We start from the raw sequence: 26,000 nt of genomic DNA on the forward strand, positions 1-26,000 counted from the left end.
CATCTACGCGACTGAAAAATCTCTTTCTTTTGGGAGATGCCACGTAATGAATAAACAGTGTTTTGTTAAAAAAAGTACTTTGTTTAAGAATAGGTTAAATTTTATAAAAGAAAAATGTATAAAGGTGAACTCATGGAACAACCCAATCAGGAAGATAAAGACAGTTTTCTTTATCCGCGAGGTCGTTACTACGGTCAAGTTAAGCCACAAAACCTAATTTTTAACGCCAATCTCCAAGAATTTGCTCAAAAGGTTGGCATTATTACAAGTTTAGAAACTTCTGGGAAACTCCCTCCAGAAGAAGCCTACCAGCAGATTAAAGCGCTTTGGAAGCAGTTGAAACGCACTAAAAAAGAACTTGGTATTGGCGACAACCCTCCAGAGGAACCAGAATCGCCAGATGTAACCTAAAAATTTTCAAAATTATCTTTGGCCAATTCAAACTCGTTTGGGGTCAGCGACACCACAACATCTTCGGAATCGACCCGAACCAGCCACCGTCCGCTTAGGTTTCCCTCTGAAAGTACTTCCCTCTCACAGATAACACCTACTTTCCCTGCCACGTAAGCAGGGCGCAGAATTAAAACTTTATCTCCTACTTTGGGACCAAGTGCGCTCCTCATCCAAAAACTTAAGAATGAACTTATACAAGTGAAATCCGATGAATATCATAACCTAATCTTAACCAAAAATGTTCGATATTTTTTTAGGTCATCTAAGAATAAGAAGCTAGTAATAACTTTCTAGAACGTAAAAGTAGTACGCAGCGTACCTACAAAGATATTGTCGTTATTGTTATTGTTCTCAGGATTGAAGATGACCAACAAACCAGGGGTGATAGCAATGTTATCGGTGAGACGAAACTTATAAAGAGCTTCTAAGTGATAGGAAGTGTCTTTATCTTCAAGAACATCGCTATCAGTCACTTTAGGTGGTTGACCAAAGATAAGACCGAGGGTATTGCCTTCTCTACCAAAGTCTTGAAGTGCTAAACCAGCAGCCCAGTAAAAAATATCGGCATCTACATTTTCAAATGGCCCATCATCTGCTTCGGATTCTGCTTGTGAGTAACCTGCCCAACCTGAAATAATAAATTTAGAGCTTGGACGGACGAATGCTTGTACGCCGTAGTGGTTAGCAGTAGTAGCAGTGTTTCCAAAGGGGCGATTGGCAAGAAAACTGCCTGTAGAAGTAAAGAGGTTAATCTCAGCTTCGCTATTTTGATAACTACGTACATAGGTTAAACCTAAATTGAAGGCTTGACTGGGACGAAAACCAATTTGACCCATGACTGCATAGGAACCATTAAAAATACCACGACCCAGACCTGGGTTATTGGCTTGTGGTGCTAGATAACTCACCGTTGCACTGATGGGTGAATTAGGCCCGAAGGTAAGAGTGATACCTGCGGCATTATCCACAGTTCGGTAGATAGGGCTGAACCTTCCATAGCGGGAAATAGCACCGCCGCCGCTGCTGTCAAAGGCAGGGTTGAACACAAAGACGGTGTCGTCGAATTCTGTCGCGGTAGCACCAATATTTACGCTCAGTGCATCTCCCAAGGTGAACTGATAGTATAGGTTGTCGAATTGAACGTCGTTGCCTTCATTTCCATCAAATCCCAAACGAGTCATATTAGTACCCGTTACACTCGTACCAAATGGGGTAATGTTTCTAGCTTGTAAACGAACTTGCAAAAGATCGCTGCCTACAAACCTACTATTAAAGTTCAAACGCACGCGATCGGCAAAGACGGTGTTACCATCTATTTCTCTGTCGCGACTGTTTCTGACGTTACCCAAACCATAAGCATTAACTAATGCTTGCAATCTTTGTTGGCGTTCGGTAGCGTTGTCGCCTTGAACCTCTACACCCCTAGCTATAAGAGTATTCGCTGCTGCTGCAGACAAGGTATCACCTGATATGTCTACGCCTGCCAAATCATCTTCATCAATCCCCAGGGGAAAGGCACGCTCATTGCTAAAAACATCAGACAAGCTAAAAATAGCTTCCCCAACCAGCTTAGTGGTCGTCGAAAACTGATTGGCTTCTAATTCAGCAGTGCGAGCTTCTACAGCATCGACACGACCGCGTAGAGTAGCCAGTTCTGCAGAGAATTCTTCTTGCAAGCGCTGCACCGTAGCAAGGTCTTCTTTTCTTACCAAGTCAGCGGTAGCTGTAAACTTTTAAAAATAAGTGGCTGCCGTTCTATTGTGTCATAGGATATTACTAATAACAATGGCGAGATGACATCAAACAGTTTTGTCTCTCCAAAAACTTCTTTCAGGACTTCAATTAAGCCTTTATTGGAGAATTTGGGAGCAGACAAACCATACTTAAAAAGTAATGGAAGTCTTTTTAAGGAGAAACGGCTTTTGTAAGGAAAGATTCTCGGGCTTTGATGCCTGTACATTTGAATAATTTCTTCACTTTTCAGCCCTTTGGCGATTCCTGCTGCCAAAATTGAGCCTGTAGAAGTTCCGGCAATTAAGTTAAAGTACTCATTCAAAGGCTGAGGAATTTGCTTCTCTATTTCTGCCAACATTGTTGCAGCCACAACTCCTCTAATGCCTCCACCATCCAAGCATAAAATCCGAAAAGGCATATTCTTCCTAATTGTTTACTACAGAAGTGCAGTCGATGTATGGATTTATTTTAGTCAATATCAGGAATTAGCTGGCAATTTTTAGCAATCTGTAAAGAAGATAAAATATCTATGACAGGTGAAATGCGATCGCGAATTGGAAACAGAGGATTTTGCGATCGCAGAATATAGGTGATTACTTAGACGTAGTAGACAATTTCATTGATAGCTTTTGATTTATCGTTGTTTCTTCTGGACTGTTAGGAGTCTTTCCAACCATTTCCAAGCTGTTACGCACGTTCATAGTTGAGCGAATCGGTAGCACTTTATTCAGCATCACAGTTGTTTCTCCTTGACCTGTACCAGTATAGGATTTAATAGTAAATGTATTGCCAGGAGGCATTCCTGGAATATCTATCTTCTGAGATGCTGGTACTTGCTGTTCTACATTCAATGCAAGAGTAGCAACACCATCTTTGAGATTGACTAACTCATATGTAGCTATCTGTTTGAGATTCATACCATTTATATTCAAATTCGATGCGACGCGCCATTGAGCACCCAAACCTACAGCTTCCTGAGGAACAGGTGTAGAAAGTTCTTCAAAAGACTTCGACATTTGCTGCAGCGTTTGTTTCATGTAAGGGTCTAAATCTTGTGGTATGGACAAGTTCAGCTTTTTGTTATTTCCTCTACTATCGACAATCCCAGAACCCTTGATACGAGATAACTCTTTGATTTTAGATTGCATTGCTTGAAGTACTTGTGGCGGTAGATTAGAATTCCCTACAACATCAACATTAGTGTAGGAGAATTCGTAATGAATATCTCCATTGGAATCAACTTTGGTAACTTTTGCCTGCAACGTTATTGCCATTCCTGGTGATTTAAATGTGGGAACAGGTTGACCTGATACGGACATTGCCATATCCATATCCATAGTCATCACTATTGCTTGCTGAGCATTAACTTTAGGTTTAAAACGCAATTGCTGTCTTGCTCCCGTTCCTGGATTAAGCAATTGAAATTGATTTTTTTGGCTAGAAGCAACTTTTGTACTGTTTTTAACAAAGTGCTGCTCTACTGGTGTTTCAGTTTTAGCGAGTATTAATGAGGGTTTTAATCCTGCTCCAGCAATCAGAATAGCTACTCCGCCAATCAACAAATTTTTTGTTACTATTTTCACTACATCTACCAATAATAAGATTGATTTGCATCTTATCCTTTTTTATGAATATATGTCAGCAAATGTTGTATAAATAAGGTTCAGAAATTTTACTGGTTTATCTCTATTCCAGTCGCAGTTGGCATCTTAGAAATTACCTGTTCTATCCCACAATGCTTATTTTGACTTTTCTATAAACTTCTATGTGATAATACCTAATTTAAAGTATGAAGTATGAAGGATAAACGTAGGTTGGGTTGAGGAACGAAACCCAACATATACAAATTGGAATTTGCTGTATATTAAATTCCCTGTTTAGCAGCGCGGCGTGCCAAAGACATCACAGCAGGACGTCCTATAGCTGTAAGTGAAAAGTGTAATCCCAAACGGAAGATTTCGGGCATATAATAATCATCTTTTTCACGAATGACTACACCGTTTTCTTCTAATATCTTCATTTCTTCTACAGATAATCGTAGTTGCTCCCGCGTGAAAGGAATTTTTCGCTCTTCTTCATAAAGCTCGCGCAATTTAGTGAAAACATCTTTGTTCTTGAATGCGAAGTAAAACTTCTTCAACGTCAACCCAAGTGTAAAGGCGTATATCTAGGGGAATCATAGGTTGATGTTTTCCTTAATCCAATTGCAGAGATTCTCTAACCACTCAACTACGGCTTTTTCGTCTTGAGCTTTCATGCGAATATGACTTCCCTCATCGTATGCTAGATATTGTTCAAAAGTGTGGAAATTCTCAGTGGTTTGAACCCGAAGCGATCTGCCTTCCGGGCAGGAGCGAAGCTATCGCGTGGAGCGCAAGCTGTACCCAGCTTATCGCTCCTTGTAGTATTAGACCCAGGGAATTTAAGAATAAACGATAATCAAGGATTATGACTATTATCGTCTTTGGCAGCATCAACATAGACTTAGTCGCAACAACACCCCAGTTGCCAGTTGCAGGAGAAACGCTGCTGGGACAGGATTTTTTCAAAGCACCAGGGGGCAAAGGTGCAAATCAAGCTGTAGCATCAGCACGATTGGGAATTCCCACATATATGGTAGGGCGTGTGGGCACAGATAGTTTTGGTACGGAACTCGTTAACAGCCTGCAAGAATCTGGCGTGCAAACTGAGAATGTATTCTTTGATGACACTGTGAGTTCTGGTGTTGCCGTCATTGCCGTAGATGTCAAAGGTGAAAATCAAATTATTGTCATTCCCGGTGTAAATGGGCGCGTGAATGAGGAAGATGTACAACGTTTATCCTCTTTGTTACCAGAAGCGAAAGCATTACTTTTACAATTTGAAATTCCCATACCTGCCGTTATTTTAGCTGCCCAAGCGGCACAACAAGCAGGAGTGACAGTGATACTCGACCCTGCACCCGCCCGCAAAGATATACCCGGCGAACTTTATTCGTTAGTTGATATCATCACACCTAATGAAGTGGAAGCAGGGCAACTGGTGGGTTTCCCTGTAGATGGGGAAGAGTCGGCAAGACAGGCTAGTGCAGTGTTGCGGCAACGGGGTGTGAAAAACGCAATTGTGAAACTAGGTGCCAAGGGCGTCGTTTGTGCAACTGCAGGGGAAACTTTTTTCGTTCCAGCATTTCCAGTTCGTACAGTTGACACGACTGCTGCGGGAGATGCGTTTAATGGGGGTTTGGCTGCAGCACTTCACGAAGGGCTGTCTTTACGTCAGGCTGTTGTTTGGGGTGCAGCCGCAGGTGCAATAGCTGCAACAAAATCAGGGGCGCAGCCTTCTCTTCCAGATAAGTTGACGTTTGATGAGTTTTTGAAAGGGTAGAACAACCAAATGTAGAGACGTGCTATGTAAAGACGCGCCATGGCGCGTCTCTACACAATGTATGTGTATCCGAATTAAGGTGAAATGGTATAATCCCTATTTACCGATATCCTCGTTCCAAAGTTCGGGTTTCTCTTGAATAAATTCGCTCATCATCTGTTCGCATTCATCAAGATTGAGGTCAATCACTTCTACACCGTGGGATACCATGAATTCTTTGGCTCCGGGAAAAGTTCTTGATTCTCCAGCGATTACTTTTTTTATACCAAATTGTACGACTGCCCCAGCGCACAAGTAACACGGCATTAAGGTTGAATAGAGTGTTGTACCTCGATAGCTGCCGATTCTTCCTGCATTGCGAAGGCAATCGATTTCGGCGTGGGTGACAGGATCGCCATCTTGCACGCGCTTGTTGTGCCCTCTGCCGATGATTTTGTCATCCTTGACAAGAATGGAACCTATTGGAATTCCACCTTCTTGTCTGCCTTGTTTTGCCTCGGCGATCGCAGCTTGCATAAACTCATCCATATTTTCAAATCTCCATGTCTAAACAATTGGTTTTGATGGATCACGATGGCGGTGTAGATGATTATCTAGCAACTATGCTGCTGATGACGATGGATAATGTACAGCCACTTGGCATTGTCGTCACTCCAGCTGACTGCTACGCTGAACCAGCCGTTAGCGCCACGCGTAAAATTCTAGATTTAATGGGATGTTCTCATATTCCCGTCGTTGAAAGTACTGTACGTGGTATTAACCCCTTTCCTCGTCTCTATCGTCGCGATTCTTTTATTGTTGACCATCTTCCCATTCTCAATCAAAGTGAAACAATTCGTACACCTTTACTGACACAGCCCGGTCAAGATTTCATGATACAGGTGTTGCGGGAGTCACCAGAACCCGTTACTTTGATGGTCACCGGACCATTGACCAACGTCGCAACTGCACTCGATAAAGCACCGGAAGTAGAAGCGAAAATTCAACGAATTGTCTGGATGGGGGGTGCGCTGAATGTCTCGGGTAACGTGGAGAAAAATTGGGAACCGGGACAAGATGGTTCTGCTGAATGGAATGCTTACTGGGACCCTATTTCTGTTGAACGGGTATGGCGATCGCATCTTGAGATTATCATGTGTCCGTTGGATTTAACCAACAATGTACCCGTCACCTCAGACATAGTGTACAAAATGGGAAAGCAGCGCCAATATCCGATATCCGATTTGGCGGGACAATGTTACGCCCTGGTCATCCCTCAAGATTATTATTTTTGGGATGTGCTGGCAACCGCATATCTTGCTCATCCAGAATTCTATGAACTGCGGGAGTGGGAAACAGAAATTGTGACTGCTGGGTTGAGTCAGGGGCGTACCAAAATAGTACCTGGAGGTCGTAAGATTTATGCAATGGATAAAGTAGATAAAGACGCTTTCTACGCTTATATCTTGCAACAGTGGGCAAGATAAATCGAGGAACGAAACCCAAGCTGTAAGAACTAATATCATCTTACCCAAAGGATGATACAAATCGATAATGTAGAGACGCGCCATGGCGCGTCTAGATAACATTTAAATCTATGGCTAGAACGGGCGAGGACGCCCGGACCACAAGATGATAATTTATTTCTTGGACATCTCTAAAAGTAAGTCTTAAATTGCCAAATGTATTACGTAGTTTGGGTAGAACAATGATTAAATGTTGGATTTTGTTCTCAACCCAACCTACGAGAACTATTTTTCATCCTTTATCCTTGATACTTTATCCTTGATGAGGTTTCGCTTCTCAACCCAACCTACAAGAACTATTTTTCATCCTTTATCCTTGATATTTCATCCTTGATGAGGTTTCGTTCCTCAAACCAACCTACGAGAACTATTTTTCATCCTTTATCCTTGATACTTCATCCTTGATGGGATGTTGGGTTTCGTTCCTCAACCCAACCTACAAGAATTATTTTTCATCCTTTATCCTTGATACTTCATCCTTGTCTTAAAAAATTCAATCCCAAGCAAAGGGCTGCAACGGTTCCTGCAACAGAAATTTCTCCTTGGAGAATTTTTTCTCTGACGGATTCTACGGGAATTAAAAGAACTTCTATTTCTTCTGTAATATCTAGCTTTTGCTCTCCAACTTTTACCGCATTTTCTGCTAAAAATAAGTGTATTTGATTGGTATCTTTGCTTGGCTTATCGTAAAGTGTTGATATCTTTTGTAGTTTTTGGGTAATATAACCTGTCTCTTCTTGCAGTTCTCTCATCGCTGCTGTTTCGGCACTTTCTTGTGTTGGGTCAAAACTTCCTGCGGGAAGTTCGATGAAAAAGTCACCGACTGCGTGTCTGTACTGACGGACGAAAACAATTTCTCTGCTACTAGTAATAGGTAATACTAAGGCAACTTCTGGTTTAATGCTGACAAAGTAGTCGTCTATGATTTTACCGTTAGGTAATTCTAGCCGATCTTGCCTGACTTTACACCAGGAATGGTTCAAAACCATTGTTGAGTCTAGAATCTTCCATTTTTGTAAGTTAGTCATGGGAAGAATGAGTACCAAAAGATGCAAAAAATGTCATAAATCAAGTTTAAAGGATCGGGGATAAAGGATAAAAACTGTACGTTCGCTCCTGATTGAAGGATGACACGAAAAAAAATCGACCTAATCGTGTAATACATGGTTAAAGATGCTGCTCACCATGTTAACCTGACGAGGTAATACACGGAAATGCTGATGTTAAAACGAGATATCCAAGGGAAGTTCGCACTCAAAGATGACGATTATCCTCAAGTACGTTCAATAAGATTAACTGATTAAACGTGGAAGGCTTTGGGTATTACTGCTGAATGTTTTGGAATGACTGGGGCTGATTATTTGTCAGAGGTCGTTAAGAACAATGCCGATCCTAGTATTACACGGAAAAGTTCAGCTAGTTCAGAAGATCGCGCCGGGGCTCAAGGCAATGGGCAATTGAGTGTATTGTTATTGACATACGTCATCACCCAATCAGATCGTCGATTGTGTGCAGTAGAAGGATGGGTAAAAGCACACCAACAGATTTTAGAGTTAAGTACTGGGTGGTCAATAGGAGAAAAAGATACCAGTGATGACCGTAAGAAAATTGAGTAAGCAACGGAATTGATTGACTTGCCCAAAAGCACTATTTATAAGGGTTATGGAGAGGAGCAACCGCGAAACTTCCTTGCTCAGTCGATGCTAAAAAACATTACTCCTCAACACCACATAGAAAAAATAAAGATTTCGTTAAATCTCTCTTAAGCGTCTTAACTGTCTTAACTGTCCTTGTGTTATTTTCTCACAAATATTAATATATTTACGAAATTTATAAATAAATATGCTGAAAAGCAAAAATTATGTTACAAACACTCACTTTCTCTGTACTTAACACTGCTAAGAACTTAACCGAACCGTATTGGGCGATATGTAGAAGTTACACGGTCAACAACAAAACAAGACTTTGCTCATCAAATGAAAGCCTTAGTCAATATTTATTTTTCTAGGTCTGAGAAAATTTGAGTCGTTTTGGATAATTTAGATATTTATACTCCTGTCGCTTAATATGAAGCTTTTTACACAATTGAGGCTAGAAGAATTATTGAGCCTTTAGAATCTTATTACATTCTGAAAGTTGTGTAATTTAACCGCTCTACTTGATGTGAAACCTGACAATGCTATCTTCTCAACTGTACTGGCAACCTCAAAAAATTAACGAAAATTTATCAATACGTGTAGCAGTATCACCAACTCAAGCCTGGTATGAAACAGAGTTTACCGGGATATCGTTTTTTTGCTTTGAGTCCGATAATGAAGTTCAAGATCATCCAGTGACGATGTTGACTCGATTCGCTCCTGGTGGCTTTTTCAGCCTACATGAACACCCTGGAGGAGAAGAAATTTTAGTACTCAAAGGAAACTTTGCTGACGAAACAGGTATCCATACACCAGGAACTTATATGCTCAATCCTGAAGGGTTTATCCATCGCCCCTACAGCGAAGAGAGTTGTCTGACTTTTGTTAAATTACGCCAACATGGTGGACAAAATCGTCAGCAAGTGCGAAAGAATATTTACCAGTTACCCTGGCAGTCGGGTATTATCCCTCAAATTGAGGTGAAGCCCCTCTATGAGCAAATAAGTTTTCCTGAAAAAGTCTGGATTGAGCGCTGGCAACCTGGCACAGCATTGTTGAACGTAGTCGAGTCTGAGGTGAAAGAAATCTTTGTCATAGAAGGAACTTTCAGTGATGAGTTAGGAACTTATCAGGCTGGGAGTTGGCTACGGTATCCACCCGGTTGCTCCTATAGTCCCTCGTCAGCAACAGGTTGTATGGTATATATTAAGACTTATCCTATAGATGCAACGAGATTTATCGTTGGAAAAGATTTTTCACATCCAGAAGTGTGAATATTGGCGTTGCTGATTAATGGGATGGATTTTATTTAGCGCAACTGCCGTCGCAAAGAATCGATAATGGTATTGAGCCGAGACGCGCCACGTGAAAGTTATGCATCTCGGCTCTTTTGCCTTTTTTCTGGAATTTAGCTCTGTCTTAAAACCCAATAATACACTCGCGTCCCATCTATATGCTACAACTTTGGCATATAGAGTTGGTTTTGTGCGATGCCATTTAAAAAAGGAAACAAGTTTGCATATCGACCACAGAATGAAGAAGCTTTTGACCCTATATCTGTGTGTTTCAATGTCCGTAAAGGTGTTAGAGATAAACTTAAAGCCGTCCCTGACTGGCAAGAACGACTTAGAGAATTTGTGGATAAACTTGTTGAAGAAGTTGACAAACAGTAATATTTGGGTAGATTTTTCCACTTTTTAACTTACTCCATTGAAATATTAACCACAATCATGCAGATAAAAGTAGAGGTATTTACTGTCAACAAGCGCTTTCCTTTAACAATCAGTCGCGGCACAACGGCACAGACGGCAAATGTATGGGTTAGGATTTCCCATGAGGGTATAGAAGGTTGGGGAGAAGCATCGCCTTTTAGTGTGGGTACCCATTCGCAATCAAGTGAGACAATAAAGGATGCTTTGCTGCAAGTTGCGCCTTCTTTACAAAGATTTAGCCCATTGCAAAGGCAGGCTGTGGAGCAAGTGTTGGGTGAATCTGGCATTCCTTCCTCTGCAAAGGCAGCTTTAGATGTGGCAATGCATGATTGGTTGGGAAAGCGCGTGGGGCTACCTCTATGGCAAATGTGGGGACTGGAACGCAATTCTATTGTGCCTACTTCGGTAACAATTGGTATCAATTCCCCAGAAGGAGCAAGGGCTAGAGCACGGGACTGGCTGCAATTTACAGATGTTCGTGTTTTTAAGGTAAAGTTGGGGAGTCCGGATGGTATTGCTGCCGATCGGAAGATGTTATTGGCAGTGCGAGAAGAAGCACCAGCGCAAGAGCTGTATGTTGATGCAAACGGGGGTTGGAGTTTGGAAGACGCAGTACCCATGTGCAATTGGCTTGCTGAGTTGGGTGTAAAGTATGTAGAGCAACCACTGCAAAAAGGGCAGGAAGAAAGTTTAGCGGATTTGAAGAAGCGGATTTCTCTACCTATCTTTGTTGATGAAAGTTGCTTTACTAGCTCGGATATTCCCAAGTTGGCAAACTATGTAGATGGAATTAATATCAAACTGATGAAATCTGGGGGCTTAACAGAAGCAATGCGAATGGTACACACAGCACGGGCACATGGGTTGCAAGTGATGTTTGGTTGCTATTCCGATAGTACGCTAGCCAATACAGCAGCAGTACAATTAGCCTCACTAGCTGACTATCTAGATTTAGATAGCCATCTCAATCTCATAGATGACCCCTTTACAGGTGCAGTCTTGCAGGAGGGGAGAGTTTTACCAAATTTTTTACCAGGGTTGGGGGTACAACACAGTGCGTCTGGCGCTTAATCAACGGGTCGCTATCCTATTGCATGAAGGAATCAAAGGGCTTCATGGCAAAACTGGGCTTGCACTTTTACGTTATAGTGAAGCCCCAATCGTAGCAGTGATTGACCGCGATTGTGCGGGGAAATCCTTGTCGGAATTAACAGGTATTAAGCGTAATGTTCCGATAGTCTCATCGGTGGCTGCATCGCTGGAATACAAACCTCAGGTGTTAGTTATAGGTATTGCCCCTAAAGGGGGTGGTGTACCTGATGATTACTGGCATGAATTTAAAGACGCTGTGACATCTGGAATGTCGATAGTCAACGGTTTGCACACGCCTTTGTCAATGATACCAGAATTAAAGGCATTGCTAAAACCGGGACAAGTCATTTGGGATGTGCGGAAAGAACCACCAAATTTAGGTGTAGGTTCTGGTATGGCACGCACTTTACCCTGTCGTCGGGTGTTGACTGTGGGCACGGATATGTCGGTCGGCAAAATGTCAACTAGTTTGGAGTTGCATTGGGCATCGCGACTGCGGGGGAAGCGTTCTAAATTTTTAGCAACGGGTCAAACTGGGTTGATGTTGGAAGGAGATGGTGTTCCACTTGATGCAGTTAGGGTGGACTTTGCCGCTGGTGCTGTGGAGCAAATGGTGATGCGTTATGGTCAAAATTACGACATTCTCCATATTGAAGGGCAAGGTTCGCTATTACACCCCGGTTCCACTGCAACTCTGCCTTTGATACGCGGTTCGCAGCCAACCCACATGATACTGGTACATCAAGCGGGAAAAACTGAGGTATCCAGTGGTGGTGTGTTGATTCCACCTTTGTCAGAGGTGGTTCAGCTTTATGAAGCTGTCGCCCGTGCGGGAGGTGCTTTTGCTCCAGTGCCTGTTGTGGGTATTAGTCTTAACACCAGGCAATTAGACGAGACGGCAGCTAAGGATGCGATCGCTCAAGTTGAGTCCCAAACCGGTCTCCCATGTACCGACCCAGTCCGTTTTGGTGCTGCTAAGTTGTTGGATGCAGTGTTCAAGGGTTAATATTTTTGAGTACTACGTAAAGGCGCAAGGAAGTTTTTGTTTTTCTTTGCGTTTTTATTTGCAGCAAGTTTGGGAGGCAATACCCTCACTCGACTCCATGTAAGCTTGAAGAAAGAATGGCAGCTTTGGAGGCAAAGACGGAAAAATAAGTAGTTACTGTTGTTTGCTTATTTAGACGTAAAGAATTTAACCTTTTTTGAAAAATCAAATGCCGACGCCCCAACAATATAGAAAACTACGAGATGCTTTGATCGGAGCTTTCCCCGAAAGGTCATCACTGGAACAACTGTTATATTTTGAGCTGGGAAAAAATTTAAACGAAATTACTCAAGACAACGATCTACAATACGTTGTCTTCCAATTGATACAAAGGGCAGACGCTCAAGGATGGCTTCTTACGCTAGTTAGGGCTGCAGGCAAAGAAAACCCTGGAAACCTAAGCCTACAAGCGATCGCCACTGAATTGCTAGCAGGTAATCCAATCCCTAGTACAAGCAATAACATCAATCCACAGAATAAACCGAACAGCAGCAAGGAAGATACCATAGCCGAATTCCACAAGAAAGCTGAGGAATTTCTAGCAGATGATGACGAGATTTCTTCTAAGGAAGCGCTGAGAAAAAACTAATTAGCCCCGATGCAGATTGTCCGTATCGGGGCTTGTCAGCATTTCAAGAAAAGGATCGTGTCTACTTTTTTGGGCGGGAGAATTTTGTTAAGAGCTTAAGACAGGTTGTTTATAAACAGCCCTTGGTAGCTGTAATTGGTTCTTCCGGTAGCGGCAAATCTTCCGTTATATTTGCAGGGCTAATTCCTGAGTTGAGAGAAAAAGGAATTTGGCTGATAGAATCTTTCCGTCCTCAAAGCCAACCATTTTATCTGCTGGCGTCTGCACTAGTGCGATGGCTCGAACCAGAACTAGATAAAACTCAGCAATTAGAGCGATCGGCAAATCTAGCTGCTAGGATGAAACAGGAAGAGTTGGCAGCGTCGCAGATTGTAGCACACATTCTTGAACCTTATCCAAATAAACGACTTTTGTTGGTAGTTGACCAATTTGAAGAACTCTACACCCTTTGCCAGGATACTCAGGAACAACGGCGCTTTGTAGATGTCCTACTGGCAATGATTCAATCAGCTCCTCGCAAACTGACAGTAATAGTAACGCTACGGGCTGACTTTTTAAGTTACGTCCTAAATTATCCCCCTTTTGGGAAAGTTTTAGAGCAACACCCCCTGGTGCTTCTTACTACAATGAGCCGTGAGGAAATGCGGGCTGCTATTGAGCGTCCTGCTCAACAGGTGCAAGTGCAGATGGAGGAGCAGCTGACGGAGGTAATTCTGAATGATGTTAATCAGGAACCAGGAAAGTTGCCTCTTTTAGAGTTTGCCCTAACGCAATTATGGACAAAGCAGAGCCAAGGAAAATTGACCCATCAGGCATATCAAGAGATTGGGGGAGTAACGAAGGCTTTGGTGAACCATGCGGAAGATGTTTACGCCGGTTTGAGTGAAGTAGAGCAGAAACAAGCACAACGAATCTTTTTACAGTTAGTACGTCCAGGGGAAGGTACTGAAGATACCCGACGTTTGGCAACCCGTGCGGAGGTGGGAAATTGGGAGTTAGTGACATTTTTAGCAGGTGCTGAAGCGCGGCTGGTGGTAACAGGACGGGATGAGCAGACTAAGGAAGAGAAAGTTGAGTTAGCGCATGAAGTGCTGATTCGAGAATGGCAACAGCTACGTCAGTGGATGAAGGATGACCGTAGTTTCCGTATTTGGCAAGAGCAGTTACGGGTAGCGAAGCGACAATGGAAAAATACAGCAAGAGATGATGGAGCGTTGTTGCGAGGTGCCTTACTAAATGAAGCAGAAAATTGGCAGCAGAAACGCGCAGAAGACCTGAGTCAAGAGGAGCGGGATTTCATCCAAACTGCTATGGCATTACGGAATAGAGAGAAGCAGGAAGAGGAGCTACGACAAGCTGAAATGGCTTATCTCTACAAGCAGTTAGAGGATTACAACCGGACTTTAGAACAGAAAGTAGAAGTTAGAACCCAGGAATTACAGGAAAAAAATCATGAGTTAGCAAGCATATTGGGAAAATTGAAAGCAACACAAGCGCAAATTATTGCTCAAGAAAAATTGGCTTCTTTAGGTGCTTTAACTGCCGGAATTGCTCATGAAATTAACAATCAAACTTTCCGACTATCGCGGCAAGTATGTCGTACTCTTTTTCTACCCCCTAGACTTTACTTTTGTTTGTCCCACTGAAATCACAGCCTTTAGCGATCGCTACGAAGAATTTAAGACAATTAACACCGAAATCCTTGGTGTTTCTGTTGATAGCGAGTTTTCACACCTCGCTTGGATTCAGACCGATCGCAAGTCTGGTGGCGTCGGTGACCTGAACTACCCCCTAGTTTCTGATATCAAGAAAGAAATTAGCGCTGCGTACAACGTTCTCGATCCAGCAGCTGGCGTTGCTTTACGCGGTCTGTTTATCATCGACAAAGATGGTGTTATCCAGCACGCTACCATCAACAACTTGGCTTTTGGCCGTAATGTCGATGAAACTCTGCGGACTCTGCAAGCCATTCAGTACGTTCAGTCTCACCCCGATGAAGTTTGCCCAGCCGGTTGGCAACCCGGTGACAAGACAATGGTTCCCGACCCCGTGAAGTCCAAAGTTTACTTCTCTGCTGTCTAGAATCCAACTGTCTGGTATCCAATAGCTTTGTAGTAGGGCAGTTGCTCTACTACAAGTTAACTCAAGGTTAACCTTAGATAGGCATAATATTAATTTGTCATTAATAATTTGTAATTAAAAGTACAACTATGAATTACGAATTAGGAATTATTTCGTTATAGTTGTCCGCCTCTTGAATTTGTCATAAAAAAATGTTAAATTCAACAAATTTCAACGAATTATTTAATGAGCGTTTTCTCCGCAATTTTCTACCTATTCCAGCAAGCAATACGTTAGTTTTAGGACAAATAGTACCGGATTTTCAACTTCCAGATATTACTAATGGAACTCTAGTTAAATTATCAAATTATAGAGGCAAACAACCAGTCATACTTGCCTTTACTCGGATTTTTACAGAAAGAAACTATTGCCCCTTTTGCTATCCCCATATTAAAGCTTTGAATGAAAACTATGAGGAATTTCAAAGGCAGGGTATAGAACTTTTAATGATTACCAGCACTGATGAACGGCAGAGCAAAATAGTTGTGCAAGATTTAGGATTAAAAATGCCGTTGCTGAGCGACCCCAGTTGCCGTGTATTTCGTAAATATGAAGTTGGCCAAGCTTTAGGAGCACCTTTGCCAGCACAATTTGTATTAGATCGAGAAGGCAAACTCCGTTATAAGCATTTATTTTCTTTCCTTGACCATAATGCCAGCGCGGAAAAGTTGCTGGAGCAATATTTCTGCAACCACCCCGACTAATGACCCTCCTTTGTATCTCCTCCTCCAGAAGCTGCGCCAACACCAGTCTCTAGGGCGCGGTTTTCCCGTGCCTTGCGGGCTGGACTCACCAATGACTGATGACGAAGGACGATCCTTGCCAGTTAGTTTTTTCTGACCGACCTACTTACAAGCTGAATTTGGATTGTTGCATCAGAGCTTTGATGTTGCCAAGCCCTAAAAAGAGCAACAACCCTTGAACAACAATCCCACGGAGTGGTATTGACCCCAAATCCTTAAAGTTTAACTTGCTGCAAATGGGTACGGGGATTGAAGCTACGTATAGCGCGGATTTTTTCATAGTACTCCCGCTCCTGTGGGGTAAGGTCTTTTGGTGGTACGATCGCGACTTTAATTAACTGGTCACCACGTCCACCTCTTGGTTGAGGCCAGCCTTTACCTCGCAGGCGCAAAGATTGACCGGAACGAACTCCTGCGGGAAGTTTGACAGTGACCGTGCCATCTGGAATTGGCACCTCAACAGATGCTCCAAGAGCAGCTTCATCTGGTGTAATCGGTACTTCGCACACCAAATTATCACCATCAAATTGAAAGAAGGAATGAGGTTGTAGCTCAACCTTGAGGTATAAATCGCCTCTTTGTTGTGTTAAAGGGTTAACAGGTCCTTTGCCCCGCACTCGCAAGCGGCTGCCCGGTTTAGCACCTGCGGGTATGCGGACATCAATAACCTCACTTCCAAGATTGAGGTGTTTTTGCACACCGTTATACGCTTCCGAAAAACTTAGGGTGATTGTAGCTTCGGCATCTTGGGCACCATAAGCAGAATTAGCATCTTGAAATCCAAAATCACTAAACCCGCCAAAGTTGCCCGGTCCTGCTCCTGCCGTAGATGTGCGATATGAATAGCTTTGTTGCCCTCTACGGGCACCCGCACCTCCGGCAAAGCGTCCTAACAACTCGTTGATAAATTCATCAAAGCTGCCATACTGGCTGAAGTCAAAACCGCCCATGTCAACGCCAGGACCACCTGAAGGGAAACCTTGAGATGCTTGTTTCCAGTATTGACCAAATTGATCGTACTTTTTACGTTTGTCTGAATCTGATAGAACCTCGTAAGCTTCATTGATTTCCTTAAAGCGTGCTTCAGCTTGCTTGTTGCCTGGATTGACATCAGGGTGATATTTTCGAGCTAATTTACGAAAAGCTTGTTTAATTTCTTCTTGAGTTGCAGTCTTACTGACTCCCAATGTTGCGTAGTAATCTTTAAAGTCCGTTGAAGCCATTTACCAGCCTCCGCTAGAAATTCCCATTAAATTTTTGTGTATACTGTCAGTAGCCAGCTAGCTGATTACTGATTTTATTTAGATAGATACTGATTTTAAATTAACAAAGATTAAAGAAAATCAAGTGCGGTTCTTTCTCACTGCTCAAGCGCAATTACCGTACTTTCGTGCTGCCCGAAAGCAAAACGAAACAAAGCGTCTAGCCCCTCTTGCTGGCTTGGAGGGACATCACGAAGTTGACGGTGCATGCGGAAAATAACTTCTTCTGGAACTTGGCGCTGACGTCTCTTGTTGCGTGCCAAACACAGCCAAACCGGAGTATCTACCCAAATTCCAGTAATGTGAGTAAAGCCTATTTCACGTGCTGAAGCAATAACTTCTCTCCTTTGACGTCGTTGGGCATTAGTAGCATCATAAATTGCTGTGCTACCTGTGGCTAGCGATCGCCGCAATTGCCGCAAAACCTCTCGCCAAACTTTTAACCACGGTCCCTGGAAGGCTTCATCACCAAATAACTGCCTCCTAATGGCATCGGTAGAAATGACTTGCATTTCAGGACAATCTGCCAGCAAGTGTTTTGCTAAAGTTGTTTTACCGCTACCAGGAAGACCAATAAGCAATAGGAGTTTTGTCATTTGTTCTTTGTCACTAGTCATTTGTCCTTTGTCACTAGTCATTTGTTCTTGGTCTAATACTAAGGACTAATGACTGAGGACTAATGACTAAGGACTAAGGACTAAATTACCGTTCCATCTTCAATGACAGCATTTTTTAGTACGACAATGATGCCATTACGGATGAAGAAGCCTTGGTTTTCTCGCTCAGCTTCTTGGATATTATCCTTATTAACGATATGGACGTCACAGCCAATGCGAGCGTTTTTGTCGATAATGGCACGACGAATTGTGGTATTGGTACCAATTCCTACGGGAACTGGAGTGCGTTCGCAATCTGACTGACGTTCAACAAAAGGCTGATAGAAATCCGCTCCCATGATCAGGCTATCTTGAATAACACAGCCAGCCTCAACACGCGATCGTACTCCCAGCACCGAATGTTCAATGCGGCAGTTTTTCAGGATACAACCTTCACTGAGCATTGATTCTACGATTTGGCAATCTAACATCTTGGTTGGTGGCAAGTAACGAGCGCGGGTATAAATTGGCGCATTTTCGTCATAGAAGCTAAAGGGTGGCATGGGTTGCTGGGTCAGTGCCAAATTTGCGTGATAGAACGCTTCAATGGTTCCGATGTCTTCCCAGTATCCCTCAAATAAGTAGGCTTGAATGTTGTGATCTTTTGATGCATCTGGAATTATTTCTTTTCCAAAATCGGTTCGTTCTAAAGATTCTTTCAACAACTTAATCAAAACGTCTCTTTTAAAGATGTATATTCCCATTGAGGCAATGTAGGGCTGCTCTTGGGCTTGTTCTGGTGACAAACCCAGTACAGTTGTATCCACACGCATTTGAGTTTTTGCCTCTCCTTTGGGTTTTTCGCTAAAGCTGATTATCCTACCGGAGTCATCAATTTTAACTAAACCAAAGTCAGAAGCGCGACGGTCATCAATGGGAAGCACTGATAAGGTGATATCAGCCCCTGTTTCCCTGTGGCGCTGAACAAATTGGCGGTAATCCATCCGGTACAGGTGATCGCCGGAAAGGATGAGATAGTCTTCTACATCCCATTCTTCCATCAACCACAGGTATTGCCGGACTGCATCAGCCGTACCTTGGAACCAACTGAGGTTTTCTGGTGTTTGCTGTGCAGCTAAGACTTCCACAAAACCTTCCGTAAAACCAGCAAAGTTGTAAGTACGGGCAATGTGACGATTCAGGGAAGCTGAGTTGAACTGTGTCAGAACGTAAATTTTAAATATTTCCGAGTTTATACAGTTACTGACAGGGATATCAATTAATCGGTACTTGCCTGCTACGGGTACTGCTGGTTTAGCACGTAACTTAGTTAGAGGATAAAGGCGGGTACCTGCACCCCCCCCGAGAATGATAGCTAAAACGCTTTTCACAAGAATTCTCCCGACTGCCTTTCAACTCACACTTTCAGTTTAGGACTGTCTGTAGCTGCTGATAAGGGGGTCAAGGTAGATTGTTGTATTGCTTCTGACAGAATTATGAACTCATCCTTCTATCTTTCAAACGAAAGAAATACCCAGACTTATACGTATAAATGCTTAAAAAAGGCAGGCGATCGCGTGATGGATTGTGCCCTGAAACGCTTTATGAGTAGGGCATTTACCTTCTTTGAACACCATTAAGCCAACTTAATACCAAGTTTCATTTTTTGATTCATCAAATGCAAGTTTTGCGACAGCTTAATATGTTTTACCCAAGGTTGCTCTGATAACTGGGAAATTGCATTTGGTGATAAAGTCGCTGTAAACACATCTTTTCCACAGGCGACACCAGGAACGCCCAAATTTTTTAACATATCATTTGCACGAGCATCGTCTGCGGCTTGGTTGGTGTGAATAAAAACATTCAAACTTTGCTTTTGTGGATCTTCAACTTCGTTAAGTGCCATTGTCAGGGCGGTATCTAACTTCTGATAATCCATAAAAACCTCACAGTATGTCATCGGGTTAAGGGAAATTGTGTAGGGTGAACTTTTCCAAACTCGCTTCTACGGGTGTGGGGAACTCCTATACTGTTAATACCCTCACACCCTGACTCCTAAATCTGCCCTACAACCAACCTATCAAACTTAATAGGTTATCGTGACTACCGTAGGAAAAACGCAAACAAATCGTTGTACGCAAGAGACACATTGATTTACAAGCAGTTACAAATTTTCTAGATTAATCAATCCAAAGCCCCATTTGATATCAAAAGTTCCTGCTGCTTTGCCTGGGATTGAACTATTTTTTCGTAGCAAGTCTTTTATGGCAGCTGGATCAAGCTTGGGGTCACGCTGCAAAAGTAGTGCTACAATACCAGTGATAAAGGGCGCTGCCATACTCGTGCCGAACAACGCTACAAATTTGCTATTAATGATGGACGAGCGATCGAAGTTAGCACTGGAAGAGAGGGCAGAAACAATGATTGCTCCTGGTGCAGCGACATCCGGCTTTTGGGCGTTATTCCGTAGTGGACCTTCGCTGCTGAAATCAGAAATATCATTCAACTGGAAGCCCATTTCTTGTAATTTGTTATCGATATCAGTGTAATTCGCCTTGCTTGTATAAGAAGCAACTGTAATTGCACTACTCGCACAACCGGGAGACCCAATTTTTACTGAATCTGCAATATTTTTACCCGTAAATAACACCGATCCATCTAGAGTCCAAGCATCTAAACGCACATCTTTAGATGAAATATTGCGGAGCTGCAACTGCCAATTACCACCCGGTACCGGTTGGCTGTAATTGCCCTTCCCAGTACCGCGAATTTGTACGAGTATATTGTAGTCTCCGTTGAATGGATCTGGACCCGGTGTAGCTATTTGCACTCGTGCATCTTTTAGGTGATATTCTTGGGTGTAATTGCCTTGAGTGATGATTGGTTGGAAAGGGGTCACAAAACCATTAGGGCTACGCAGAGAAATCTCCAACTGACCTACGCTGGAATACCAAGCAGTTAATAGTGCTATGTTTGTTTGATTTAATGGAACGTTAAATCGCATGGTCAGCGTCTTAAGAGCAGGTATAGTGGCTTGACCGTGAATGTTGTCATTCCCCTCATTGCCTGCTGCACAACACACGATTCGCCCAGAACCCGTTTCGGAGTCAATGATTTTGGAGAGGGAATCACTGCCATCGTGGGCATCATAATGACCGCCCAAGCTCAAATTGATGACTGCTGGACATCCCATCTCTTGGGCTACTCGAAAAATGTATCGAACTCCATCAGCAACGTGACCTTCATCTAAGTCGCTTTTAACTATAACCAATTCAGCCTCTGGTGCTACCCCTCCATAGGTAGCATCGTCACCAGCACAGATTCCAGCAACATGGGTACCATGACCGTTGGTATCTTGAGAAACAGTCAGCAACGAACCAGTCAATTCTGCCCCGTATTTTCCTTCGGCAACTCCAGGTCCAGATAATGTTTGGTCCCAAATGCGTAATATTCGCCCTTTAAAGGACGGGTGTTTTGGATCGATACCAGTGTCTATGACACCAATAATGACTCCCTTACCAGTGAGATTACCGTTTTTCTTGAAAAACTCAGACATACATACTGCATTCTTGGCAACATCCATCCGGAGTTTGAGTTTTCGCGAGGGTTTGATACGTTGGATGGCAGGGTCTTCAGATAAATCAGCTAAACAGTCAAGAGGTAAGAAAGCCGTGCGAACACTGCCTGTATTTTGGTTAAGTTCAATGCCTAGTGCTGACAAGTGGCTTAAGTCTGCCTGTTCGTCGCAGTAGAGAAAAACCACACTGCGGGTGGTCTTGAGGGTGTTTCTAGGGGGAAATATACTTAGGGTTCGTATCTGTGGAGTTAACGCTTCTTGTCCTTCCCGTTGATAGTCTTCAAATGCTAATAGCAGTCCAGGAGATAGTTTTTCGTGCCTCATTTTGCCTCATTTATAGTTTAATGGCTACATAAAGTGTACGTAGATTGGGGCAAGTCAAGTGAACTTTCATCTAGGAAGTAGTATCCTGTATGAATGGAGTATCTATCATTTGTGAAGTTTACTGAACTGACAGTTAGCTGTGGTGCTCACTATACTTACTGAATTAGGACTGATTATTTACTTGAGAGTACTGGCAACTGCTGTTGGAAAATTATTCCCATGATGTTCGCGTCAATTTTTATTCCCCACGGTCACTGCTATCTTTGGAAGCCAGAGTTAGTAGGATTGCATATTATTTCAGATGGTCTGACTGCATTAGCTTATTATTCTATTCCTTTCACGTTAACTTATATTGTTGAAAAGCGGCGAGACATCCCTTATAACTGGATTTTTCTATTGTTTAGTGCTTTTATTGTTTTATGTGGGACAACCCATATCTTAGAGATTTGGACACTTTGGCATCCTAACTACTGGTTGTCTGGCTTCATGAAAGCAATGACTGCCCTTGTTTCCCTATACACTGCTGTCATGCTCGTCAAACTAGTTCCTCAAGTGATGGCAATTCCCAGTGCGGCTCAATTTGAGGCAGTGAAAAGTGAAGTAGAAGAACGCCAACGGGTAGAAGTGGAACTGCATCAAGCAAAGGAGTTAGCTGAAGCTGCCAATCGTGCAAAAAGTCGGTTTTTGGCTTCTATGAGTCATGAACTTCGCACTCCTCTCAACAGTATCCTGGGTTTTACCCAACTTATGCACCGCGATACTTCCTTTACTCCAAAATACAGGGAGTATCTCAATATTATTAACCGCAGCGGTCAACACTTGCTGGAATTAATCAATGATGTCTTAGAAATGTCTAAGATTGAGGCAGGTCGGGTCAAACTCAATCTCACTACTTTTGATTTTTACCGCCTCATGGATACCTTGGAAGATATGCTGCACCTCAAAGCAACAGCCAAGCAACTCCAACTGGTTTTTGATTGTGCCTCGTCAGTACCGCAATATATCATTGCAGATGAAAGCAAATTGCGCCAAATCCTCCTGAATTTGCTAAGTAATGGGATAAAGTTTACACAGAGTGGTAGTGTGACCCTACGCGTCTTTTTAGAACAAGATCGGGAGACACGGGCAAAAGGAGAAATAAAAGAAAATTGTTCCCCTGTCCAAGATGTCACCTCTTCCCTACGCCTCTTTTTTGAAGTCATAGATACTGGTTGCGGTATTGCGCCTACAGAAATGCACTTATTGTTTGAAGCTTTTGAACAGACTTCTGTCGGTAGACAAGCACAAGAAGGCACGGGTTTGGGACTACCAATTAGCCGCTTTTTTGTAAATCTCATGGGTGGTGAGATGACTGTTAGCAGTGTTTTAGGAGAAGGCAGTATATTTGCTTTTCATATTTTAGTGCATGTACCGCAGACAACACAGGTACAAACTCAATTATTCAGTAGAAAAGTGAAGAGTCTGGCACCAAATCAACCCGTTTATCGAGTTTTGATTGTGGAAGACACTTGGGAACATCGCCAACTCTTGTACGCACTACTGACACCTTTGGGATTTGAGGTGAGGGAAGCAGAAAATGGTCAACAGGGAATAGAAATTTGGCAAAGCTGGAAACCACATCTCATTTTTATGGATATGCGAATGCCTGTGATGAATGGTTATGAAGCCACTCAACAGATTAAAGCGTCTCTTTCCGGACAAGCCACTGTCATTATTGCCTTAACTGCTAGTGTATTAAATGATGAGCGATCGCTTATCCTGTCAGCGGGGTGCGATGATTTTATTCGCAAGCCATTTCAAGAAGAAGAAATTTTTGACAAAATCACTCAACATTTAGGTGTACGCTATACCTACTTTGTTGATTCCGTTCCTACTGATGACACACAACACCTTTCCAATGACAAACTCAAGCAAGAAGATTTACAAGTGATGCCGAATGAATGGATACAAAAGCTTTACGAAGCTGCCTCTGGTGGTAGTGATGAACGTATTTTTCAACTGATAAATGAGATTCCACAAGAACAGGCAACTTTAATCAATGTTCTTCAACAACTGACTAATGATTTTCGCTTTGACACAATTATCGATGCCACAAAGGCAGTTTAAGTATATCGGTACAAATCAAGTTTACGGGTTTTGGTTGTCATTTGTCCAGTGTCATTTATTAACGTTGTAGCTGGGTACTGTTCAAGTTTTCCAACAGCCCCAGTTTTTTGTTATAAAAAAATATTCACAGTACCTTTCGGCGCACCCTTCATAACTTTAAAAAGTGTTTTCCTTTCAGATTGCTTAACCGTTATTTATTACAGAACTGGCACCATTTAAGACGAATGCCCTAGCTTATATTATTCAATTTTATGGGTGTTACATTTACTTGAATCTAAAATCCCTGCCTTGAATTATGCTTTAGATGTCGGTTTGAGAAACAGCCAAGCTACAAAGAAGGTAGCAGCAGTGAATAGTTGCGTTAAATCCAAGGCAGACAGATAGCCGTCTGAAAACGAAGCAATGCTGCGGTCGGTAATCCCAAATACCCAAGATGAGATGCCAAACAGCCAAATCCCATTCTTGAGGTTTCCCACAAATTGATTAGCGCTTGATGGTTGCTGGTTATTCATGTATTTGCTCCATTAGTAAGGAATCTGATGCTTTAGAGGATGCACCAGTAACAGGTTTTGGTTATGAAAATTTCTCGGTGTAATAACTTCTACCAGTTATCAATTTTTTGGTATTGACTCCTGAAGTTAAGTTACTCTTATATTAATAAATATTTAATAGACTTGACATCACTACCAAAAGATACATCGATTGCTTGGATTTGAGATTTTTTCTGGCGAATGAGCCGAATGTGCTTTTTGTCAAGGGTTTCCAGATACTAAAATCAAGGTTTTTGTTAAATATTTTAAAATTAATGTAATAATTATTTACTTTTTTAGTTTGAGATTTCTGTAGAAAAAGATACAGTCTCAACATCCCCTATTAATTGCTGGATAAGTAAAAGTAGGGTGGGCAGTGCCCACCGCCTATCAATTGGTGGGCACTGCCCACCCTACAAGGTTTCAATAGCTCAAAGGTATGAAGCCAGAGGTGTAAATAACTCGTAGCTTCACACCTCATCTTTCAAAGGACTTCAGCCCTTAGATACTGATAGATCGCGCTTGGCAATGAGTTAGATGGAAGAAGTGGCGTAATGGCGATAGATAGTATGTCAGCAGTGCGGGAACCAAAATCTCCATCGGGGATTGCAGCCGATAATTCATCTGATGCAAAGCAGTTAGCAAAAACTCAGCCCTGGGTTGGTATGGGAAACAAAATTGCAGCAACTGCCGCAGAACCGCACTTAGGGCTGGTTTGCATTACATTTTCTAAAGAGGTGCGCTACCGAACAATAACGCGCACGCGCTATTTAGAACTACCGGAAAATCAGCGTGAAACTGCCCTAAAAGTTATTTATCGGGAAAACTTACAACGCTTGGATTTTGCCCTAACTTTCTGTGCGAGACACTCAATAAAGCTTTACCGTATGCCTTCGGGCTTATTCCCCATGAGCGATCTTGAAGATGAAGTTGGTGCAAATTTATTAGAAAGCATGAGTGCAGATTTAGCCAAAATTGGGCAGAGGGCAGAAAGAGTGGGTATCCGAATGGTACTGCACCCGGATCAATATGTGGTGTTAAGTTCCGATTCGCCGCAAGTGGTAGCATCTAGTAGAAAAATTTTAGACCGACACGCCCGCACACTAGACTTACTGGGTTTACCGCGTTCTTCTTGGTCGCTCATGAACATTCATGGTGGCAAATCTCAACGTCTAGAGCAACTTGTACGGGTAATTTCGGAATTGCCAGAAAACATCAGAAGCCGCCTCACTTTGGAAAATGATGAAAACGCATACAGTGCGAGGGAAATTTTAGAAGTTTGCCAACGGGCTAAAGTTCCATTGGTGTTTGATGCCCACCACCATATTTGTCATGAAAATTTAGAGAGTTATGACGACCCAAGTGTTGCTGAAATGTTTTATGCTGCACGGGAAACTTGGGAAAACCCAGAGTGGCAGTTAGTCCACATCTCCAACGGTGAAGAAGGATTCCGCGACAGAAAACACAGTGCTTTTATTACTGCTATGCCAAGTGTCTACAGGGAAGCCCCTTGGATAGAGGTTGAAGCCAAGCACAAGGAAGAGGCAATAGCCAATTTGCGTTCTTGGTGGGTTGTGGGAAAATAGTCTCACGCAAAGCTCCTAAGCTGCA

25 protein-coding genes and 2 pseudogenes are annotated in these 26,000 nt (G+C 42.6%); 14 read left to right on the plus strand and 13 right to left on the minus strand.

All coding sequences use genetic code 11. From position 1 onward, the window contains the following. Positions 1–132: 132 nt before the first annotated feature. Positions 133–411 carry a DUF7219 family protein gene (locus ACYRY3_RS18375; RefSeq protein WP_460203052.1) on the plus strand — a complete coding sequence of 93 codons (279 nt, stop codon included), beginning with the start codon at positions 133–135 and terminating at the stop codon, positions 409–411. On the opposite strand, the gene ACYRY3_RS18380 is transcribed toward ACYRY3_RS18375, so the two are convergent. From ACYRY3_RS18380 to ACYRY3_RS18400, 5 genes and pseudogenes are all read right to left on the minus strand, one after another. Next, positions 408–623 (minus strand): hypothetical protein, encoded by a 216-nt coding sequence (locus ACYRY3_RS18380; RefSeq protein WP_460203053.1) that lies wholly within the window; start codon positions 621–623, stop codon positions 408–410. The two genes, ACYRY3_RS18375 and ACYRY3_RS18380, sit on opposite strands and share 4 nt — an antisense overlap. A gap of 120 nt (positions 624–743) precedes the next feature. Further along, positions 744–2,180: pseudogene (locus tag ACYRY3_RS18385) on the minus strand (iron uptake porin); the annotation flags it as partial. Continuing rightward, positions 2,159–2,605, minus strand: a complete 447-nt coding sequence (locus tag ACYRY3_RS18390; protein ID WP_460203054.1) for a patatin-like phospholipase family protein — start codon at positions 2,603–2,605, stop codon at positions 2,159–2,161. The pseudogene ACYRY3_RS18385 and the gene ACYRY3_RS18390, both read right to left, overlap by 22 nt. A gap of 175 nt (positions 2,606–2,780) precedes the next feature. After that, the gene (locus ACYRY3_RS18395; protein WP_460203055.1) at positions 2,781–3,770 is read right to left on the minus strand and encodes a DUF6263 family protein; all 990 of its coding nucleotides are present in this window, start codon (positions 3,768–3,770) and stop codon (positions 2,781–2,783) included. Between the two features lie 281 nt (positions 3,771–4,051). Next, complete coding sequence (locus ACYRY3_RS18400; RefSeq protein ID WP_460203056.1) at positions 4,052–4,279, minus strand: hypothetical protein; 228 nt, start codon at positions 4,277–4,279, stop codon at positions 4,052–4,054. Positions 4,280–4,635: 356 nt separating this feature from the next. Between ACYRY3_RS18400 and rbsK the strand changes: the two genes are divergently transcribed. Beyond that, the gene (gene rbsK / locus ACYRY3_RS18405) at positions 4,636–5,550 is read left to right on the plus strand and encodes a ribokinase (RefSeq protein WP_460203057.1); all 915 of its coding nucleotides are present in this window, start codon (positions 4,636–4,638) and stop codon (positions 5,548–5,550) included. Between the two features lie 96 nt (positions 5,551–5,646). Here rbsK and ACYRY3_RS18410 read toward each other — a convergent pair whose 3' ends face one another. Then, positions 5,647–6,078: a nucleoside deaminase gene (locus ACYRY3_RS18410; RefSeq protein ID WP_460203058.1), complete on the minus strand. Its 432-nt coding sequence runs from the start codon at positions 6,076–6,078 to the stop codon at positions 5,647–5,649. A 14-nt stretch (positions 6,079–6,092) separates the two neighbouring features. Between ACYRY3_RS18410 and ACYRY3_RS18415 the strand changes: the two genes are divergently transcribed. Next, positions 6,093–7,016, plus strand: coding sequence for a nucleoside hydrolase (locus ACYRY3_RS18415; RefSeq protein ID WP_460203059.1), 924 nt, complete (start codon positions 6,093–6,095; stop codon positions 7,014–7,016). 512 nt (positions 7,017–7,528) lie between these two features. Here ACYRY3_RS18415 and ACYRY3_RS18420 read toward each other — a convergent pair. Further along, the gene (locus tag ACYRY3_RS18420) at positions 7,529–8,083 is read right to left on the minus strand and encodes an NUDIX hydrolase (protein ID WP_460203060.1); all 555 of its coding nucleotides are present in this window, start codon (positions 8,081–8,083) and stop codon (positions 7,529–7,531) included. A gap of 288 nt (positions 8,084–8,371) precedes the next feature. Between ACYRY3_RS18420 and ACYRY3_RS18425 the strand changes: the two genes are divergently transcribed. From ACYRY3_RS18425 to ACYRY3_RS18465, 9 genes and pseudogenes are all read left to right on the plus strand, one after another. Next, positions 8,372–8,671, plus strand: a complete 300-nt coding sequence (locus ACYRY3_RS18425; protein WP_460203127.1) for a hypothetical protein — start codon at positions 8,372–8,374, stop codon at positions 8,669–8,671. Between the two features lie 560 nt (positions 8,672–9,231). Beyond that, positions 9,232–9,966, plus strand: a complete 735-nt coding sequence (locus tag ACYRY3_RS18430) for a cupin domain-containing protein (RefSeq protein WP_460203061.1) — start codon at positions 9,232–9,234, stop codon at positions 9,964–9,966. 216 nt (positions 9,967–10,182) lie between these two features. Then, entirely contained in the window at positions 10,183–10,365 is a 183-nt protein-coding gene (locus tag ACYRY3_RS18435; protein ID WP_460203062.1) for a hypothetical protein, read from the plus strand. A 57-nt stretch (positions 10,366–10,422) separates the two neighbouring features. After that, complete coding sequence (locus ACYRY3_RS18440; RefSeq protein WP_460203063.1) at positions 10,423–11,475, plus strand: dipeptide epimerase; 1,053 nt, start codon at positions 10,423–10,425, stop codon at positions 11,473–11,475. After that, positions 11,459–12,502: a DUF1611 domain-containing protein gene (locus ACYRY3_RS18445; RefSeq protein WP_460203064.1), complete on the plus strand. Its 1,044-nt coding sequence runs from the start codon at positions 11,459–11,461 to the stop codon at positions 12,500–12,502. Before ACYRY3_RS18440 ends, ACYRY3_RS18445 begins: the two co-directional genes overlap by 17 nt. A gap of 208 nt (positions 12,503–12,710) precedes the next feature. After that, positions 12,711–13,130 (plus strand): effector-associated domain EAD1-containing protein, encoded by a 420-nt coding sequence (locus tag ACYRY3_RS18450; protein ID WP_460203065.1) that lies wholly within the window; start codon positions 12,711–12,713, stop codon positions 13,128–13,130. Between the two features lie 32 nt (positions 13,131–13,162). Beyond that, on the plus strand, positions 13,163–14,776 hold the full coding sequence (locus tag ACYRY3_RS18455) for an nSTAND1 domain-containing NTPase (protein WP_460203066.1): 1,614 nt from the start codon (positions 13,163–13,165) through the stop codon (positions 14,774–14,776). Further along, positions 14,694–15,212, plus strand: a pseudogene (locus ACYRY3_RS18460) (peroxiredoxin); the annotation flags it as partial. The gene ACYRY3_RS18455 and the pseudogene ACYRY3_RS18460, both read left to right, overlap by 83 nt. A gap of 191 nt (positions 15,213–15,403) precedes the next feature. Beyond that, positions 15,404–15,955 carry a peroxiredoxin family protein gene (locus tag ACYRY3_RS18465; protein WP_460203067.1) on the plus strand — a complete coding sequence of 184 codons (552 nt, stop codon included), beginning with the start codon at positions 15,404–15,406 and terminating at the stop codon, positions 15,953–15,955. Between the two features lie 254 nt (positions 15,956–16,209). Here the strand turns inward: ACYRY3_RS18465 and ACYRY3_RS18470 are convergent, their stop codons facing one another. The 5 genes from ACYRY3_RS18470 to ACYRY3_RS18490 form a co-directional block, all read right to left on the minus strand. After that, positions 16,210–17,217: a DnaJ C-terminal domain-containing protein gene (locus ACYRY3_RS18470; protein ID WP_460203068.1), complete on the minus strand. Its 1,008-nt coding sequence runs from the start codon at positions 17,215–17,217 to the stop codon at positions 16,210–16,212. A 137-nt stretch (positions 17,218–17,354) separates the two neighbouring features. After that, a complete protein-coding gene (locus ACYRY3_RS18475) occupies positions 17,355–17,852 on the minus strand; it encodes an AAA family ATPase (protein WP_460203123.1) in 498 nt (165 codons plus the stop codon). Between the two features lie 101 nt (positions 17,853–17,953). Then, positions 17,954–19,243 carry a glucose-1-phosphate adenylyltransferase gene (locus ACYRY3_RS18480; RefSeq protein WP_460203069.1) on the minus strand — a complete coding sequence of 430 codons (1,290 nt, stop codon included), beginning with the start codon at positions 19,241–19,243 and terminating at the stop codon, positions 17,954–17,956. Between the two features lie 245 nt (positions 19,244–19,488). Further along, positions 19,489–19,791 carry a hypothetical protein gene (locus ACYRY3_RS18485; RefSeq protein ID WP_460203070.1) on the minus strand — a complete coding sequence of 101 codons (303 nt, stop codon included), beginning with the start codon at positions 19,789–19,791 and terminating at the stop codon, positions 19,489–19,491. A 225-nt stretch (positions 19,792–20,016) separates the two neighbouring features. Further along, positions 20,017–21,753 carry a S8 family peptidase gene (locus ACYRY3_RS18490; protein ID WP_460203071.1) on the minus strand — a complete coding sequence of 579 codons (1,737 nt, stop codon included), beginning with the start codon at positions 21,751–21,753 and terminating at the stop codon, positions 20,017–20,019. A gap of 219 nt (positions 21,754–21,972) precedes the next feature. Here ACYRY3_RS18490 and ACYRY3_RS18495 point away from each other — a divergent pair, with 219 nt between their 5' ends. After that, a complete protein-coding gene (locus tag ACYRY3_RS18495; protein WP_460203072.1) occupies positions 21,973–23,859 on the plus strand; it encodes a response regulator in 1,887 nt (628 codons plus the stop codon). A 293-nt stretch (positions 23,860–24,152) separates the two neighbouring features. Here ACYRY3_RS18495 and ACYRY3_RS18500 read toward each other — a convergent pair whose 3' ends face one another. Next, positions 24,153–24,371 carry a hypothetical protein gene (locus tag ACYRY3_RS18500; protein ID WP_460203073.1) on the minus strand — a complete coding sequence of 73 codons (219 nt, stop codon included), beginning with the start codon at positions 24,369–24,371 and terminating at the stop codon, positions 24,153–24,155. Between the two features lie 683 nt (positions 24,372–25,054). On the opposite strand from ACYRY3_RS18500, the gene uvsE reads away from it, so the two are divergent. Next, positions 25,055–25,975, plus strand: a complete 921-nt coding sequence (gene uvsE, locus ACYRY3_RS18505; RefSeq protein ID WP_460203124.1) for a UV DNA damage repair endonuclease UvsE — start codon at positions 25,055–25,057, stop codon at positions 25,973–25,975. Positions 25,976–26,000 lie beyond the last annotated feature (25 nt).

Source organism: Scytonema sp. NUACC21, assembly GCF_054684315.1.